The sequence below is a fragment of the Streptosporangium pseudovulgare genome, assembly GCF_014648055.1.
In the GTDB taxonomy this organism is placed as follows: Bacteria; Actinomycetota; Actinomycetes; order Streptosporangiales; family Streptosporangiaceae; genus Streptosporangium; species Streptosporangium pseudovulgare.
Window position 1 is genome coordinate 76628 of record NZ_BMQJ01000018.1, and the last position, 16295, is coordinate 92922.

The 16295-nt window shown below is 72.1% G+C and carries 15 protein-coding genes; 7 read left to right on the forward strand and 8 right to left on the reverse strand.

Going from position 1 to position 16295, the window contains the following annotated elements; genetic code table 11:
* Positions 1-19 precede the first annotated feature (19 nt).
* The 4 genes from IEZ10_RS30045 to IEZ10_RS30060 form a co-directional block, all read right to left on the reverse strand.
* Positions 20-1240: an MFS transporter gene (locus IEZ10_RS30045; protein WP_229811786.1), complete on the reverse strand. Its 1221-nt coding sequence runs from the start codon at positions 1238-1240 to the stop codon at positions 20-22.
* A gap of 147 nt (positions 1241-1387) precedes the next feature.
* Positions 1388-1669, reverse strand: coding sequence for a hypothetical protein (locus IEZ10_RS30050; RefSeq protein ID WP_189249893.1), 282 nt, complete (start codon positions 1667-1669; stop codon positions 1388-1390).
* A gap of 114 nt (positions 1670-1783) precedes the next feature.
* Complete coding sequence (locus IEZ10_RS30055; RefSeq protein ID WP_229811787.1) at positions 1784-2866, reverse strand: FAD-dependent oxidoreductase; 1083 nt, start codon at positions 2864-2866, stop codon at positions 1784-1786.
* The gene (locus IEZ10_RS30060; protein ID WP_189249894.1) at positions 2866-3420 is read right to left on the reverse strand and encodes an SDR family oxidoreductase; all 555 of its coding nucleotides are present in this window, start codon (positions 3418-3420) and stop codon (positions 2866-2868) included. Before IEZ10_RS30060 ends, IEZ10_RS30055 begins: the two co-directional genes overlap by 1 nt.
* 80 nt (positions 3421-3500) lie before the next feature.
* Between IEZ10_RS30060 and IEZ10_RS30065 the strand changes: the two genes are divergently transcribed.
* The 5 genes from IEZ10_RS30065 (at position 3501) to IEZ10_RS30085 (ending at position 9146) form a co-directional block, all read left to right on the forward strand.
* Positions 3501-4472 carry an Lrp/AsnC family transcriptional regulator gene (locus IEZ10_RS30065; protein ID WP_189249895.1) on the forward strand — a complete coding sequence of 324 codons (972 nt, stop codon included), beginning with the start codon at positions 3501-3503 and terminating at the stop codon, positions 4470-4472.
* A 258-nt stretch (positions 4473-4730) separates the two neighbouring features.
* Entirely contained in the window at positions 4731-5498 is a 768-nt protein-coding gene (locus IEZ10_RS30070; protein ID WP_189249896.1) for an ABC transporter ATP-binding protein, read from the forward strand.
* Positions 5483-7300 (forward strand): hypothetical protein, encoded by a 1818-nt coding sequence (locus tag IEZ10_RS30075; protein ID WP_189249897.1) that lies wholly within the window; start codon positions 5483-5485, stop codon positions 7298-7300. The genes IEZ10_RS30070 and IEZ10_RS30075 overlap by 16 nt, the downstream gene beginning before the upstream one ends.
* Before the next feature lie 20 nt (positions 7301-7320).
* Positions 7321-8529 carry a sensor histidine kinase gene (locus tag IEZ10_RS30080; protein WP_189249898.1) on the forward strand — a complete coding sequence of 403 codons (1209 nt, stop codon included), beginning with the start codon at positions 7321-7323 and terminating at the stop codon, positions 8527-8529.
* Entirely contained in the window at positions 8526-9146 is a 621-nt protein-coding gene (locus IEZ10_RS30085; protein WP_189249899.1) for a response regulator, read from the forward strand. Before IEZ10_RS30080 ends, IEZ10_RS30085 begins: the two co-directional genes overlap by 4 nt.
* A gap of 88 nt (positions 9147-9234) precedes the next feature.
* Here the strand turns inward: IEZ10_RS30085 and IEZ10_RS30090 are convergent, their stop codons facing one another.
* The gene (locus IEZ10_RS30090; RefSeq protein ID WP_189249900.1) at positions 9235-9963 is read right to left on the reverse strand and encodes a TetR/AcrR family transcriptional regulator; all 729 of its coding nucleotides are present in this window, start codon (positions 9961-9963) and stop codon (positions 9235-9237) included.
* Between the two features lie 94 nt (positions 9964-10057).
* Between IEZ10_RS30090 and IEZ10_RS30095 the strand changes: the two genes are divergently transcribed.
* Positions 10058-10891, forward strand: a complete 834-nt coding sequence (locus IEZ10_RS30095; RefSeq protein ID WP_189249901.1) for an alpha/beta fold hydrolase — start codon at positions 10058-10060, stop codon at positions 10889-10891.
* A 112-nt stretch (positions 10892-11003) separates the two neighbouring features.
* On the opposite strand, the gene IEZ10_RS30100 is transcribed toward IEZ10_RS30095, so the two are convergent.
* Complete coding sequence (locus IEZ10_RS30100) at positions 11004-12497, reverse strand: carboxylesterase/lipase family protein (protein ID WP_189249902.1); 1494 nt, start codon at positions 12495-12497, stop codon at positions 11004-11006.
* Positions 12498-12593: 96 nt separating this feature from the next.
* Here IEZ10_RS30100 and IEZ10_RS30105 point away from each other — a divergent pair, with 96 nt between their 5' ends.
* Positions 12594-13205 (forward strand): TetR/AcrR family transcriptional regulator, encoded by a 612-nt coding sequence (locus tag IEZ10_RS30105; protein WP_189249903.1) that lies wholly within the window; start codon positions 12594-12596, stop codon positions 13203-13205.
* A 95-nt stretch (positions 13206-13300) separates the two neighbouring features.
* On the opposite strand, the gene IEZ10_RS30110 is transcribed toward IEZ10_RS30105, so the two are convergent.
* Together IEZ10_RS30110 and IEZ10_RS30115 are read right to left on the reverse strand one after the other, a co-directional pair.
* A complete protein-coding gene (locus tag IEZ10_RS30110) occupies positions 13301-14902 on the reverse strand; it encodes a gamma-glutamyltransferase (protein ID WP_189249966.1) in 1602 nt (533 codons plus the stop codon).
* A 17-nt stretch (positions 14903-14919) separates the two neighbouring features.
* Entirely contained in the window at positions 14920-16275 is a 1356-nt protein-coding gene (locus IEZ10_RS30115; protein WP_229811788.1) for an MFS transporter, read from the reverse strand.
* Positions 16276-16295: the final 20 nt, after the last annotated feature.

Consider the following 16295-nt stretch of genomic DNA (forward strand, 5'->3'; position numbering starts at 1 on the left):
CCGATCGTCGTGCGGGCGGTCACGAGGACGCCGGTCTCGGGGCAGGGGTACGGCGGGCGGGCAGGACGCCCCGCGCCGGGCCGAACAGGTTCGACAGCGCGTCGACCCCGCCTTGGGACGAGGCGCGGGTCTCGGCGGAGACGACGGCGCCGAACAGCGCGGACCCGGCGACGTTGACGAAGGACCAGCCGATGCCCAGCAGGATCAGTGACGTGATGATCCAGCCGATGCCGTCGGGTTTCACGGCGCCGATCACGAGCGAGACGGCGAGGACGCCGAGCCCGGCGCTGATCGCCGGCCGGTGACCGTAGCGGTCGGCGATCAGGCCGACGAGCGGGGCCGGGGCGTACATGCCGACGATGTGCAGGCTGATCGTGATGCCGACGATGGTGATCGAGCCGCCGTGGTGGGTGAGGTGGACCGGAGTCATGGTCATGACCGCGACCATCACCACCTGGGCGGTGAGAATCGCGATCACCGCCACCCGGGCCCGCTGGTTGACGCCCAGTTCGGCGAGCACCTGCCGGATACGGCTCGGCTGTTTGCCGGCAGGAGCCCCGGGTGATGCCGGCGCGGTCTGCCCGAGGAACAGCAGGGGGTCGGGACGCAGCCACACCCACACGATCAGCCCGGCGATGGCCAGGCAGACTGCGGCGATGAGGAAGGCGCCGGCGTACACGGTCAGGCCGGTGGCGGCGCCGATGATCTCGCCGGGCACGCCGAGGTTCGGGCCGAGCACGGAGCCGAGGGTGCCCACCCAGACCACCAGGGCCAGCGAGCGGGCCCTGTGGTGCGGCCGCGCGAGGTCGGTGGCGGCGAACCGCGACTGCAGGCTCACCGCCAGGCCGACGCCGATCAGCAGCAGGCCGGCGAACAGCGGCACGATCAGGCCCCACTGCGCCGCGGCGACCAGCACCGCGCCGCCGGCGGCGGCCGTCCACCAGCCGCCGGCGAGGGCGACGCGGCGTCCACGGCGTGCGGCCAGCGTGCCCAGCGGCAGGCCGAGCAGCGCCGCGCCGAGCGTGCTCGCGGTACGGGCCAGGCCCGCCCAGGCTTCGTTGTCGGTGACCGCTCCGGCCAGCAGGATCCCGATCGAGGGTGCGACACCCACCCCCACGGTGCCGACGATCTGCGCGAAGACCAGCACGATCATCGTGCGCCGCTGGACGGCGTCGATGGCCGGCCTGTCCGGGGTGAGAGGGACGGGGGCGGTGCTGATGAGGTGTTCGGGCTCAGGCACGAGAGTCCTTGTCTGCGCGAGGCGGCCGCGGCCGGTGTGTCCGATGAGCACGTCGCCGGCGTACATGGTTCCTGGTCAGGCTGCGTGCCCGGTGAGGGGTGACGGCGGCCGCGTGATCGGACATCACCACCGTTGACGGCGGAAGCGTCAGGCGGTCTCGTAGATGCGCACGTCCGGAGCCGCGTTCAGGTAGGGCTGCAGAGCGGTGACGACGTCCTGGGTGAACAGCTCGGTGGACAGGTACGCCCGCGCGTCCGCGACGGTGGCGAAGCCGTGCAGAACCTGCACGTCCTCCTCGCGTACCAGCAGTTCCTTGCTCCTGGCGCCCGCGACCGTGTCCAGGAACGGCTGCTTGTAGCGCTGGTAGACGCCCGCCGCGGCGGCACGGTCAGCCGCGTCGACGTCCAGGGTGATCTGAAGGTAGGCCATGGTCTCCTCGTTTCGGCTTCGAGTGCGATGGCCACAGCGTGGCCATGAATGACGAGCGGGCGGCGCACGCGGCGACGCGGACGGCCCGGCGCGGCCGGTGGCTGACTTTGACGCCTACGCCGGCCGCACCGGCGGACCGGAGGGCAGGGGGTCTTGGCCGAGAACACGGGCGCCGTCGGCGGCGGAGATGCGGACCGCGGCGAACCCGGAATCGATCATTTCCTGCTCGTAGGAGCACAGCGCCGGGATGAGCGGGCCGCCGTGGGCGAGTGCCGCGGTGAGCGCCGCCGCGTCGCGCAGGGCGAGGTTGGCCCCGGCACCGGCCGCCGGGCTCATGGCATGGGCGGCGTCGCCGAGCAGCGTGACGTGGGTGGTCTGCCAGGGTGGGATCGGGACGCTGGTGCGCAGCTCCAGCGGGAAGACCTCGTACCACTGGGAGATCATCCGCCGGATGAGGGGGTGCCAGCCGTCCGTCATGTCCATGACGAGGGACCTGAGCTGTTCCTCCGTCATCAGGAGGACGTCGGGCGGAAGGTCTTCGGCGCGGGCGCCGAAGGAGCAGGTGGCGTAGTCGCGGGTGAGCGCGACGCCCACCATGCGATGGCCTGGACCGGTGATCGCGGTGAACACGTTGTCCATGCCCTCGGCCAGCTCGGCTGGGATCTTGCCGTAGAGCTGGACGAGCCCGGTGCCGACGATGCGGGCGTGCGGCAGGTACCGGCGGCGGACCGCGGAGTTGATGCCGTCGGCGCCGACCAGGACGTCGCCTGTGACGGTGGTGCCGTCGTCGAAGCGCGCCGTCACGTGGTCGGCCGCGTCCTGGAAGCCGGTCAGTCGCATGCCGTACGTGATCGTCTCCGCCACGTCGGCCAGCAGGGCGTCGCGGAGCGTCTGCCTGTCGATCGACAGGTGGAGTCCGCCGTGTTCGAGAACCTCGGACTCCTTGAGCGTGGGATCGAAGCGGACGAAGCGGGGCGAGGGTGTGTGGGCGGTGGCGAGGAAGGCCGCTCGCCGTTCCGGGGTCATCACGCTGGTCAGCGCGTCGATGCCCACGTCGCTGAGATGCAGGCGGTAGCCCTGGCGGCGGATGAGCGGCGACTGGTCGCGCTCATAGACGGCCGCGTCGATCCCGGCCCTGCGCAGTCCGCCGGCCAGGGCCAGCCCGCCGAGGCCGGCCCCGATGACGATCACCTTCATCACCGGTCGCCGCCGAACTCGGCGGCGTGCTCGGCGGCCCATGCCGACAGCGTTGTGGCGGGTGCCCCCGTGATGTTGGGCACCGCGGAGGTGACCTCCGGGCGCGGAGCGGCGGCCATCTTGGTGTAGCCGTCGAGCAGTTCGTCGATGAAGCCGCCGGGGAAGTCGGGATCGGTCGGCAGCCGGGCGCGCTCCTGCTCCAGCGTCAGCTCCTGCCAGCGAGCGACCGGGTTGGGCTGCTCCTCGGGCGCGACTCCGGGCAGTGCGCCGCCACCGGTCATGAAGACGACGTGGCGGACGCGGCGCTTGAGCGCGTCGACGATGGGACGGGCGGGTTCAGCCGAGTGGAAGGGCCACATGAGGAACGCGCCCTCGATGTCGTCGAGGGCGCCGGGCGTCTCCAGATCCGGAGTGATCACCTCGACGCCTTGGGGCAGCTTCGCGGCCTCAGGGTCACGGCTCGTGGCTCGTACGGCGGCGCCACTCCAGGCCAGCCGCTCGGCCACCCTTCTGCCCACGTTGCCGGTCGCGCCGAAAACCAGGTAAGTGCTCATGCGTCAAGAATCCCGTCGCCCCCGTGACCACGCACCTCATGTGCCACTTCGTGGCGATAAATAGCGTGAAATAATGAAGCATGGCGAAAAGTAGCGCGTTGGACGCGGTGGACTACGCTCTCGTGCACGCGCTCCAGATCGACGGCCGCGCCTCCTTCCGTACGATCGCCGACGCACTCGACGTCTCCGAGCACACCGTCGCCCGCCGCTACCGGAAGCTGCGCGCGCACGGCGTCCTGCGGGTGGCCGGCTGGCTCAACGGCCAGCGCTTCGGCCGCACATCCTGGTCGGTGCGCCTGGTGTGCACGCCCGACGCGGCAAACCAGGTGGCCGAGGCCCTCGCCCGGCGCGACGACACCGTCTGGGTCCGCCTGCTGTCCGGCGGCACCGAGATCGCCTGCGGCGTCCAGGAGGGCGGCGACCAGGACGGCGACGCCCTGCTGCTGAAGAAACTGCCGCGGACCCCGCGCATCGTGGCCATGTCCGCGCACGCGACCCTGCACATGTTCGCCGGATGGCGCAGCCGGGTCGCGGTACTCACCGACGAGCAGGCCGAGCGGATCCGGCCCGCTCTGCCGTACGAGAAGGAGATCTCGCTGAGCGCGCAGGACCGCGCCATGGCGCGCGTGCTGGCCCAGGACGGGCGGGCCGGGTACGGCGAGTTGGCGGCGGCCAGCGGATGGTCGCATACGACCGTGCGACGCCGCCTCGCCGAACTGCGATCCGGCGACGCGCTCAGGTTCGACGTCGAAATCTCCTCGCAGGCCCTGGGCTACCACGCCGAGGCCTGGTTGTGGATGAAGGTCGAGCCGTCGGCCCTGGCCTCGGTCGGCGAAGCCATGGCCGCCCACCCCGAGGCCGACGTGGTGGCGGCCACCACCGGCCCCACCAACCTCATGGCCGGTGTGACCTGCCGCGACACGCGCGACCTCTACCGCTACCTCACCGAGCGCGTGGCGCCGCTCCACGGCGTGCGCGAGCTGGAGACCGCGCCCGTGATCCGCACGGTCAAGCGGGTGGGCACCCTCCCATCGTCAACGTCCCAGGGCTGAAGCCCTGGGCTTGCGCCTCTCGTACCTGCCCGGCCGGCAGGCACGGGACGCATCCCTCGGGTTCTGCGGCCTGCCGGCCGCCGGTGCGCTTGCACGCTGCCGGCGGCGTTGCGCTGGACGCGGCAGGCCGCTCGGTTGTGACCGGTCTGGCCAGAGCCGCTCCTTGCGCGCATCAACCGATCGGTTGATGCCGTAATCCACCACCCCGCTCCCCGTACGGACGATCCGTCACCCCCTCCCCCGCGCGATTCTCAAGGCATGCCGACACACCGGGAACCCGCCCTCCGCACCACCGGACTCCGCAAAGCCTTCGGCGACCACCTGGCCGTCGACGACATCCACCTCACCGTCCCCGCCGGATCCTTCTACGGCCTGGTCGGCCCCAACGGAGCCGGCAAGACCACCACCCTGGCCATGGCCGTCGGCCTCCTCCGCCCCGACTCCGGCAGCGCCGAGATCTTCGGCGTCGACGTCTGGCGTGACACCGTCCAGGCCAAGGGACTGATCGGCGTGCTGCCCGACGGCAATGCCATGCCGGAACGACTCACCGGCCGCGAAGTCCTCACCTACCTCGGCCTGCTGCGCGGCCTGCCGCCCGCCGTCGTCGCCGAGCGCACCGACGAACTCCTCCAGGTCCTCGAACTCGACGTCGCCGAGCGGACCCTGGTCATCGAATACTCCACCGGCATGCGCAAGAAGATCGGCCTGGCCGTCGCCCTCCTGCACGCACCTCGCCTGCTCGTCCTGGACGAGCCCTTCGAGGCCGTCGACCCCGTCTCCGCAGCCACGATCAGGACCATCCTGCGCAGGTTCGCGGGCAACGGCGGCTCCGTGATCATCTCCAGCCACGTCATGTCCTTCGTCGAGCAGCTCTGCGACCACGTGGGCGTCATCTCCGACGGCCGCGTCGTAGCCGCCGGGCCGCTGGCCGACGTACGCGGCGCCGGAACCCTGGAGGAGGCCTTCGTCGACCTCGTAGGCGCCCGCACCGGAGGGACGGAGGGGCTGGCATGGCTCACCCCCTGACCCCCGGCCCGGCCGCATCGGCACAGCACATGATCCGCATGCGGCTGGCGCTCATGCGCAACTCCCTGCGCGGCGACAACGCCTCCAACCTCTACACCGGCGTCTCGCTCGGGCTGGTCCTGGCCTTCGCGACGATCGCCGTCGCTGTCCTGTGGCCCGCCCACCTGCCGGTCACGCTGGCGGTCTGGCTGTCCGGCTGGATCTTCGGCCCCATCTTCATCGGGGGTGGCGGTGAAGCCCTGCGCCCCGAGTACTTCTCCATGCTCCCGGCCACGCCAGGCCGGATCGCGGCGGCACTGCTCGCCGGAGCCTTCGCCGGCCCCGCACCGGTGGTCACCCTCGTCGCCCTGATGTCACTGCCGGTGTACGGCTGGCGCTTCGGCCCGGCAGGTGTGCTCATCGGCCTCGCAGCGGCGGTCATCACGCTCATCACGATGGTGATGATCTCCCGTGTGATCGTGGCCCTGATCGGCCTGTTCGTCAGATCCCGCGTCACCGCGGCGGCGGTCGGCGTGGTGACCGGAACCGCCGTCGCCCTGTGCAGCAACGGCTGGGCCCCGGTAGCGGCGCTGGGCGGCGCCGATACCGCCGCGTGGTCGCAGCTCTTCGTCCGCGTCCTGCCGTCGGGATGGGGCGTGGCCGCCATCGAGGCCCCCTGGCTCCTCGCCCTGGCCATCCTCGCGGCCAATGCCGCCGTGATCGCCCTCCTCCTGGCCGCTTGGTCCGGCCTGCTCGCACGCCGCGTCGTCTCGGCCGCGCGGGGCGGAGTGCCGCCCCGCCGGGGCACCCCGCGCCCGCTTCCCGTGGCGGCCGGCGCCCGGATCGCGGCTGCGAAGGAACTGCGCACCTGGTGGCGTGACCTGGTCCGCATCCAGCTCCTGGCCACCGCCCTGTCCTACGCCGTCGTCACGCCCCTCCTGCTCGTGACCGTCGACGCCTGGGTCATGGTTCCCTTCGCGGGTCTCATCGCGATCGTGATGGGAGCCGCCAACTCGGCCAACCTGTACGGCTCCGACGGCACCGCCCTGTGGCTCACCCTCATGACCCCCGGAGCCGAACGCGCCGACGTCCGCGGCCGCCAGCTGGCCTGGTTGGTCATCGTCGGCCCGGCCGCGCTCGTCCTCTCCCTGGCAGGCACCCTCATCAGCGGCCTGTCCTGGGCCTGGCCGTGGGTCCTGGGACTGCTGCCCGCCCTGCTCGGTGGCGGCGCCGGGGTCATCGTCCTGCTCGCCGTCACCTCGCTCGTCCCCGGCACCGACCCGCACAAGCGCGGCGGCAACCCGCTCAGCACCGGCGCCGACGAGACCGCCGAGACCAGCCTCGCCTGGCTCGTGTTCCTCGCGGTCCCCGCCACCGCCCTGCCCGCGGCCGGCGTCATCCTCCTCAACCCCTGGGCCGGCGTCGTCACCGGCGTGCTGACCGGCGTCCTCAGCGCCTGGGGCCTGGGCAAGATCGCCTACCGCAGGCTGGAGAGCCACGGGATCGAACTGCTCAACCTCATGAAGTACGGCCCGCCCCCCGAACCCGCCAGGCCCACCACCGCCGATCTCCCCACCCACCACCGCATCGGCGTCACGATCAGCTACCTCATCGCCTGGCTCCCCCTGTTCCCGCAGGGCCTGGCCCCCCTGGTCATGAAGATCCTGGGTGTCGAGGAGCGCGTCTGGTTCCTGGCCCTGTACCTCCCGCCGATCTGGCAGTGGCCGACCATCATCTTCATGATCGCGATCGGGCTGCTGATGTACGGCTACGCCGTCCTCATCCCGATGCGTCTAAGCTCGTCCGCATCGACTAACAGGTGAAAAGGGAGGGTAAGCCCCGGATGAACGATCCCTTCCCTCCTTCCGCCTGGGAACGGCGCTTCGAGCGCGTCGTCGAGATCGTCCCCTACCTCACCCTCGCCACCTCCCTGGTCATCAGCCTGGCCTCCCCCGAGCAGCCCCCGGGCGGGATCCCGCGCACCCTCGCGCTCACCGCCCTGGCCCTGGTCTGGATCCTCGGCGTCCGCACCCTCCTGCCCGCCGCCGTACGTGGGCGGCGGGTGGCGGTCACCGCGCACTTCCTCGGTGTCCTGGCCACCGCGGCATTGCTGGCCTTCCACGACCCCATCTTCGTCATCTACTGCATATCCGGCTTCTTCCTGGCCGCCCACTTCGCCCCCTCCAAGTGGACCTTCGCCGCCGTCGCCGCCACCTCCGTCGTCCTGTACGGCTCGACGCTCGACTGGTCGCAGGCCACCATCCAGCTCATTGCCTTCTATCTGGCGATCATCGCCGTGCAGACCGTCGCCATCGGCGGCGGCTCCATCGCCGGAATCAAGATCGAGGAGCGTCAGCGCATATACCGGAAGGCGGTCAGCGACCTGCAGACCGCCCTGGAGGAGAACGCCGACCTGCACGCCCAACTCCTCACCCAGGCCCACGAGGCGGGCATCCTCGACGAACGCCAGCGCATGGCCCGCGAGATCCACGACACCCTCGCCCAGGGCCTGACCGGCATCATCACCCAGCTACGCGCCGCCCAGCGCGTCGAGGACTCCGACACCCACGTCGCGCTCGCCCTCGACCTGGCCCGCGAAAGCCTCACCGAGGCCCGCCGTTCCGTCGCCGCCCTCCACCCCCACCAACTCGACGACGCCCACCTGCCCGAGGCGATGACCACCTTGGCGCGCGACTGGGCGCAGTCCACCGGCGTCGACTTGCACGTCGAGGTCACGGGCGACCGCATCCCGCTCAGCCCCGCCATCGAGGTCACCCTCTTCCGCGTCGCCCAGGAGGCCCTCACCAACGTCGCCAAGCACGCGGGCGCCACTCGCGCCGGCCTGACCCTCTCCTACACCGGCGCCGTCGTCCTGCTCGACATCCGCGACGACGGCACCGGCATCCACGACCCCGACGGCAGAGGATTCGGCCTCAGCAGCATGCGGCAACGCCTACGCGGCGTCGGCGGCTCCCTCGAAATCGAGAGCACGCCCGGCGAGGGCACCGCCGTCAGCGCCACCGTCCCCGCGCTCCAAGGAAACCCCCGGTGATCCGCCTCCTCATCGTCGACGACCACCCCATCGTCCGTGACGGCCTGCGTGCCGCCTTCGAAGCCGAACCCGGCATCCACGTCGCCGGCGAAGCCGCCAACGGCCGCGAAGGCATAGAGCGTGCCGCCGCACTCGAGGTCGACATCGTCCTCATGGACCTGCGCATGCCCGAAATGGACGGTGTCACCGCCATCGCCGCCCTGCGCCACTCCCACCCCCACATCAAGACCCTCGTCCTGACCACCTTCGACGCCGACTCCGACGTCCTGCCCGCCATCGAAGCTGGCGCCACCGGCTACCTCCTCAAAGACGCCCCCACCGACGAACTCCTGCGCGCCGTCCGCGCCGCAGCCGCCGGCGAGCCGGTCCTGTCCCCCTCTGTCGCCGGACGCCTGATGGGCCAGGTACGCAAACCGGTCAAGGCTGCCCTCACCGACCGCGAACTCCAAGTCCTCGCCCTCGTCGCCGACGGCGCCTCCAACCGCCAGGCGGCCGCCAAGCTCTTCATCAGCGAAGCCAGCATCAAGACGCATCTGCTGCACATCTACGACAAACTCGGCGTCCGCGACCGCGCCGCCGCCGTCGGTGAGGGCTACCGACGGGGTCTGCTCAGCTAGCCGACCAACGCCGACCCCGACACCGGCGCCGGCGCCGGGGGCTGCGGTCCGCGGCGGGAGCGCGCCCGCCCCCGCGCGTCGCTCGGGGCTATGACGGGGACGGGGTCGCGCACCGGGTGGCGAGGCCGTCCAGGAGGCAGCCGAGGCCGAACGCGAAGCGCCGCTCGCTCTCGCGTTCGACATCGACCTCGCCCGTGGCGGCCATCCGGCCGGCCAGCGTCGGGTGGCGTTCGGTGACCTGGCGCAGGTACTCGGCCGCCCGCTCGTCCCAGCCGGACCCGGTCCCGCTCATGCGGGCCAGCGTGTCGCGCCAGGCGACCTCCGCGATGACCGCGCCGACCACGTGGTCGTTGACGGCGGCCATGGCGGCGTCGAGGTCGGAGCCGGCGAACCCGGCGCGCTCCAGCAGGCGCAGCCCGGTCTCGGCCAGGGCGAGCGCGTTCGGGCCGAGGTTGGGCCTGACGGTCAGCTCGGACAGGGCCCACCGGTGGCGCAGCAGCATGGCGCGGTTGCTGTGGGCCAGCGCCGCCAGGCCGTCCCGCCAGTCGGACGTGCCGGGGCCGGCGCGCACCTCGGCCAGCACGCGGTCGAGGGCCAGCTCCAGCAGGTCGTCCTTGGTGTGGACGTACCAGTACAGCGACCCGGCGGTCACCCCCAGCTCGGTGGCGACGCGGCGCATCGACAGGCCGCGGTGACCCTCGGCGTCGAGGACGGCGACCGCCACGTCGACGATCCGCTCGCGGGTGAGCCGGCGGTCGCGCGGCGGCCGCTCGGGACGCAGCCACACGGACCCGCCGGAGGACTCTGACGACGGCACGCGATCACCCTACCCGCCTTGACGTCGCCTCCAATTCCCTTATACAACGTTCAAGAGCATTAAACGCTGTTCAAGAAGGAGAAGGAGGAGTCGGATGTCCGCCCCCACCCCGGTGTTCCGCGCGAACGGCCCGCTGCCGGGCGACGTGCACGTGACCGCGCTCGGTCCTGAGTCCGGGCCGCCGGCGGTCTTCGTGCACGGCTCCACGAGCTGGGGCGACGACCCGGTGTACGGGTTCGCGGCGCAACGCCCGCTGGCCGGCCGGTTCCGGCTGCTCCTGATGGACCGCCGGGGCTGCGGCGGCAGCCCGGACGCCGGGGACAGGTTCCCCGGCGACTACCTGGCCGACGCCGACGACGTCGCCGAACTCCTCGGCGCGGGCGCGCACCTGGTCGGCCACTCCTACGGCGCCGTCGGAGCCATGATCGCGGCGGCGCGCAGGCCGGAGGCGGTGCGCTCGCTCACCTTGGTCGAGCCGGGCTGCTACCAGGCGGCCGCCGACCACCCCGCCGTGGCCGAGGCGCTGCGCGCCAACCGCGCCGCCTACGCCGGCCTTCCCGACCTGACGCCCGAGGAGTGGCTGCGGGCCGCCGCCGGTTCGGCCGGCACGCCGGAGCCGGAGATGGGCGATAGGCGGTTGCGCGCGGCCGCCACGGCGCTGCGCGAACGCGTCTGCTGGGAGGCGGGGCTCCCGCTGCCGGCGCTGCGGGCGGCGGCCTTCCCCAAGCTGGTCGTCTCGGGCACCTGGGAGGGCGCCCCCGGCCCGTACCGGGAGCGCGGCGGCGTTCCTCTCATGGCCTGCGCACGGGTCACGGCCGAGCGGATCGGCGCCCGGCACGAGCAGGTGCCAGGCAGCGCCCACTACCCGCACGTCGAGGCACCGGAGCGGCTGAACGCGCTGCTCACCGCCCTCTGGTCCGGCGCCTGAACGGGCCGCGCCGCCGGGCCGGTGTTCCTGGCCGACCGGCGCGCCCTCGCCTCGGGCGCCACGCGCCTGCTGCCGCCGGCCTCCGCCCCGGCACCGGGCGCGGCCGGCCGTCCTACGGGAGATCGAAAGGGGCGGGGGAATGGCCTTCCCAGATCCGGTGGGAGGCCTGTTCGGGGTAGGGCAGGGTCTCCGATTCGGCGTCCAGGACGCGGGTGAGCCGCTGGTCGGGCCGGTGGCCGGCCCATCCCGCGTCGCCGGTGGTGACGAAGCGGATCCATGCCTCCCTGAGCTCGTGGGCGAGCGCGATGGCCTCGGGGGTGGGCTCGCCGCCGATGAGCTGCGCGCCGACGGGGCTGTCCAGCGTGCCGAACGCCAGGGGGACGTCGAGGCTGTGGCAGGCGCCCAGGGCGCCGCCGAGGACCGGGGCGGTCCAGCACAGTTCGAACAGGTACGAGGTGCCGCCGGCTGCGGCGTTCGCCTCGGCCAGCTTCTGTGACGGCATGCGGAAGAGGGCGTCGGAGTACACCGTCTCCACCAGCTCCTCCGGGCCGGCCTGCGGAAACGCGGCACGGTACGCCTGCGCGCCATGCGGCTGGGGAGCGAGCAGTTCCAAGGCTGTACGGGCGTCCTGCTCGGTGAAGGTGCCCTGCCGTCCGCTCATGACGCTGAACAGCCGGAACTCGTCCCGGGTGTGGCCGACGAGCAGCTCGGTCCCGTTCGCGCGCGCGCCGGTCAGCGCGGTCCAAGGCGTTTCGGGGAGCACCTCGCCGTCGACGACGGGGCACAGGGCGGTTCCGGTCTCCGTGAGGCCTCCCCAGCTCTCCCGGTGTGCATGAAGGCCGGCGTTGAAGGAGGTGAGCTCTGCGGCCAGGTGCCAGGGGTCGATGTCGCGCAAGGCCGCAGCGGTGGGGGCCGCCGCGCCGAGCCGGTCCGCGAGCGCGGCGGTGACCTGCCGTGCCAGCGCGGGGGTGCTGTGCAGCCCCGGCACCGAGTGGGCGATGGCCCGCCGGAACAGGCCGCGCGCCGGCTTCATCGTGAGGAGGGCGGCGACCGACCCCGCCCCGGCGGACTGTCCGGCCACGGTGACCTGGCCGGGGTCGCCTCCGAAGGCGGCGATGTTCCGCTGCACCCACTCCAGCACCGCGATCTGGTCGAGGAATCCGCGGTTGGGCGGCGCGTCGTCGAGGAACGCAAAACCCTCCACGCCCACGCGGCAGTTGATGGTCACCACGACGAGTCCCGCCTCGGCCAGCGCCGCCGGGTCGTACATCGGGTCGCTCGACGCCGCCGAGATGTAGCCGCCTACAGGGATCCACACCAGCACCGGCAGTCTGGCCGCGCCCGGATCCGGAGTGCCGACGTTGAGCGTCAGCCAGTCCGTGCCCTGCGGCGGACCCGCGTCGACCGGCAGGGACAGCGGCACCACGGGGCCGAACTCCGCCGCCTGCCTCGTCCCCTCCCAGCGGTGCGGCGGGGCGGGCGCGGCGAAGCGGAGCGCTCCCACCGGGGGCTGGGCATAGGGGATGCCGCGGAACACCGCGTGCCCCTGCCGCCGGCGCCCCTGCACCCAACCTTCCGTGGTCCGCACCCTTGGCTGTTCGGGCATGACGCTTCCTTCCTCGAGTGAACCCCCGGTTTATAAGTCAACTGTATTATGTCAACTGTATGGGAAAGCCTCCGGGGTACGAGGGAGAGATCGGCGATGCCGAAACAGGTGGATCACCGCGGACGCCGCGAGGCGATCGCCCGCGCGCTGTGGCGGGTGGTGGAGCAGCGCGGCGTCGCGCATCTGACGATGCGCGTGGTGGCGCAGGAGGCGGGCATCTCCCTCGGGCAGCTGCAGCACTATTTCGCCTCCCGGGCCGCCATGCTCTCCTTCGCCATGGACTTCGCGTCCGAGCAGACCTCGCTGCGCGTCGAGCAGGGCCTCAAGAAGCTCGGTGACCGTCCGCACCCCCGTGACGTGCTGCGGCTGACGCTCGCGGAAATGCTCCCCCTGCATGCCGACGCCCGCGCGACCAGCCGGATGAGCGCCGCCTACGTCCTGGAGGCGCTGCACGACGAGACCGTCCACGAGCAGGCGCGCCGTGGCCTCGTCCAAGGACGGGCCCTCATCGAGCAGTTGGTCCGCCGTGCGGTCGCCGACGGGCACATCGCCCCTGACCGCGACCCGGCGACCGAGACCGACCTGCTCCTTGCCCTCACCGGCCTCACTCCCCTGATCGAACTGGGCGTGATCAGGCCCCGGGACGCGCTCACCGCGATCGATCTGCATCTGGACAGGCTGTTCACCGGGGAGGATCGGAGCGCGTGACCCGCGCCCGTACGCGTCAGCGGCTGGGACCCCGGCGCCGCCCGCCCGCACCGGGGTCCGGTCACCTGCCGTGTCGCTGCGGCATGCGCCGTGAGTCAGGCCGCCTCCGCCGCGCCCACCCGGCGGGGGTCGGCGCAGGAGCGGGCGACGCCCGAGGCCGGGTCCAGGACGATGGCCTCGAAGTTGCCCGTGAGCGGGCTCCACGGATTGATCACTCGCGTCCACAGCCGCTCCCGGCCGGCCCACTCCCGTACCTCGCGCAGCAGGGCTGCGTCGAAGCCGGCCTCCAGGATGTTGCCCGGCTCCCAGCCGCGCTCGGGAGTGTGGGGCCGGGCCCCGAAGCGGGGCGCCCGTACGCTCTCCTCGATGCTCATCCCGAAGTCGAGCAGGTTGACGAGGTTCTGCAGGACGTTGGCGACCAGCGACACCGACGGCGAGCCGGAGACGATCACCGGGACGCCGTTCCGCAGCACGATGTTCGGGGCCAGGTAGATGGAGGCCCGCTCGCCCGGCCCCGGCATGACGCGCTGGAAGAACGATCCTCCGCCGGAGAGCTGGAACCCCTCGCAGAACAAGCCGTTCACGAAGCCCGAGCACATGTGGGAGTGGGTGAGCGAGACGACGTCGCCCGCACCGTCCACCACGGAGATGTGGATGGTTCCGGGCGACGGTGCCGGCGCGCCCGGCGGGGGCGCCGGCACCAGCAGGGCCATGCGGGTCCTGGCGTACTCCTTGGACAGCAGCACCTCCAGCCGCTCACGGTCCTCCACGAGGTCGCGGCGGAGCGGGGGCGCGTAGTAGGCGGTGTTGTGGGCCTGCATGAGCAGCCGCAACGTCTGCGGCGACTCGGTGGCCGGGCCCATCGCGCGCAGGTCCACCGTCTCCAGCATGTTGAGCGCCGAGATGAGTTGCACGCCGCCGTCGTCAGGCGGCGGGGAGGCGACGATCTCGGCGCCCCGGTAGCTGCCGCGCACCGGCTCCTGCACCCGGGCCCGGTAGACGCGTAGGTCCTCCTCGGACAGGACACCGCCGTCCGACCGGGCGGCCGCGGCGAAGGCCCGCGCGAAGTCGCCCAGGTAGTAGTCCATGCCCTCGTCCCGCAGCCGCCGCAGGGTACGGGCAGCGCGCGGCTGGCGGATCGTCTGGCCGGGGACCGCGAGGTGACCGCGTTCGAAGAACACCTCGCGCATCTGCTCCGACGCGCCGAGGGCGGCCTGGGCTCCGTAGGCGATGCCGTACAGGAAGGGGTTGACCTCGAAACCGTCGTCGGCGGCGGCGATGGCGGGTGCCAGCAGCCGGGCCCTGTCCCGCGTTCCGAAGCGGCGCCGGGCCTCCTCGAAGGCGGGCCACCACCCGGGGACGGGCACCCCGCGCCCCCGGGTGAGGTCCGCGCCGGTGAAGTCGGGCAGCGGGGCGAGCGGGGCGGCCACGTTGCCGTTGACGTACGTCGTCTCGCCGGTCGAGGCGCTGCGGTGCAGCAGGCTCAGACCGCCGGTGAGGGAGGTCATGTGGGGTTCGACGATGAGCTGCGTCGCGGCGGCGGCCAGGGCGGCGTCGGCGGCGTTGCCGCCTTCGCGCAGGACGTCGCGGGCGGCCCGGGTGGCCAGTGGATGGGAGGTGACCACCATGCCGCCGGAGCCGCTGACGGGCTCTTTCGGGCCGTGCACGGCGGGAGGCACCGGATCCGCTGAGAGCATCACGGTGGGGGATCCTTTCATGAGGTGGCTCCGGAGGTGGCTCCGACGGCGGCGGGCGTCCGCCCGCCGCTCACCCGGGCCTCGTCGATGGCCTTCGGCAGGGCGAACGCCGCCACCAGCGCGGAGACCAGGCAGATGGCCGTCATGTAGAAGCCGAAGGAGACCTCCGTCCCCGTCAGGCCCACCAGCCAGGCCGCCAGCAGCGGGGAGGTGCTGCCGAGCAGCGTCGTGCCCAGGTTGTAGTTCAGGCCGGCGGCGGTGCCGCGCACGTGGGGCGGGAAGCTCATCACGTACGCCGTCGTCAGCGGCCCGCCGATCACGTTGTTGATGATGGTGAAGCTCACGACCCCGATGATCGCGAACAGCAGGGAGCCGGACTCGATCGCCAGGAAGGTCGGAACGGTGGCCACGACGAACACCGCGTACCCGGTGACCAGCAACTTCTTGCCGCCATGCCGGTCGGCGATCCGGCCTCCCCAGATCGCGGCGGGCGGGCCGACGAGGTAGGTGAGGATCGCGGCGAGCAGCGCCTTGTCCTCACCGAAGCCGTTCTGCACGAGGGCGGTGACGAAGTAGCTCTGGATCATGAACGAGCCGACCCGCTGACCGGCGCCGAGCCCGATGGAGCGCAGCATGTCGCGCCAGTGCTTGCTGACGGCCTCTTTGAACGGGGTCTGCTTGACCTGGTGCCGCTTGGCCTCCTCCAGCACCTGCTGGAACGCGGGCGCCTCGGTGGTGCGCCGCCGGATGTAGACGGTGACCAACGACAGCGGCGCCGCCAGCAGGAACAGCGCGCGCCAGCCCCAGGAGTCGAAGCTGCTGGCGGGCAGGGTGACGATCAGGGTGTACGCCAGCCCGGAGGCCAGCAGCGGGCCGAGCGAGGTGGATCCCACGCTCACCCCGGACAGCAGGTTCCGCTTGCGCTGGGGGCCGTGCTCCAGCAGGAAGTTCGTCGCGATCGTGTACTCGGCGCTGGCGCCCAGCCCCTGGATGAGCCGGCACAGGGCCAGCAGCACGGGTGCGACGACCCCGATGGCCGCGTAGGACGGCAGCAGGCCGATCCCGACGGTGCCGACGGACATCAGCATGATGGTCAGGGTCAGGACGTACTTGTGCCCCTTGAAGTCGGCGACGCGGCCCATGAGGGTGCCGCCGACGGGGCGGATGGCGTAGGAGAGGATCAGGCCGAGGTAGGTCGAGATGAGCGCGACCGTGGCGTCCCCGTCGGGGAAGAACGTGCGCGACATGACGACGGCGAGAATGCCGTAGAGGGCGTTGTCGTACCACTCGACGACGTTGCCGAGCATGGCCGCCCAGAGGACTCGCCGCCAGGTGGTGTTGTCCGTCGGAGACGCGGCGCTGGGGTTGGTCACCGGCGCTTCCTTTCTTTCCT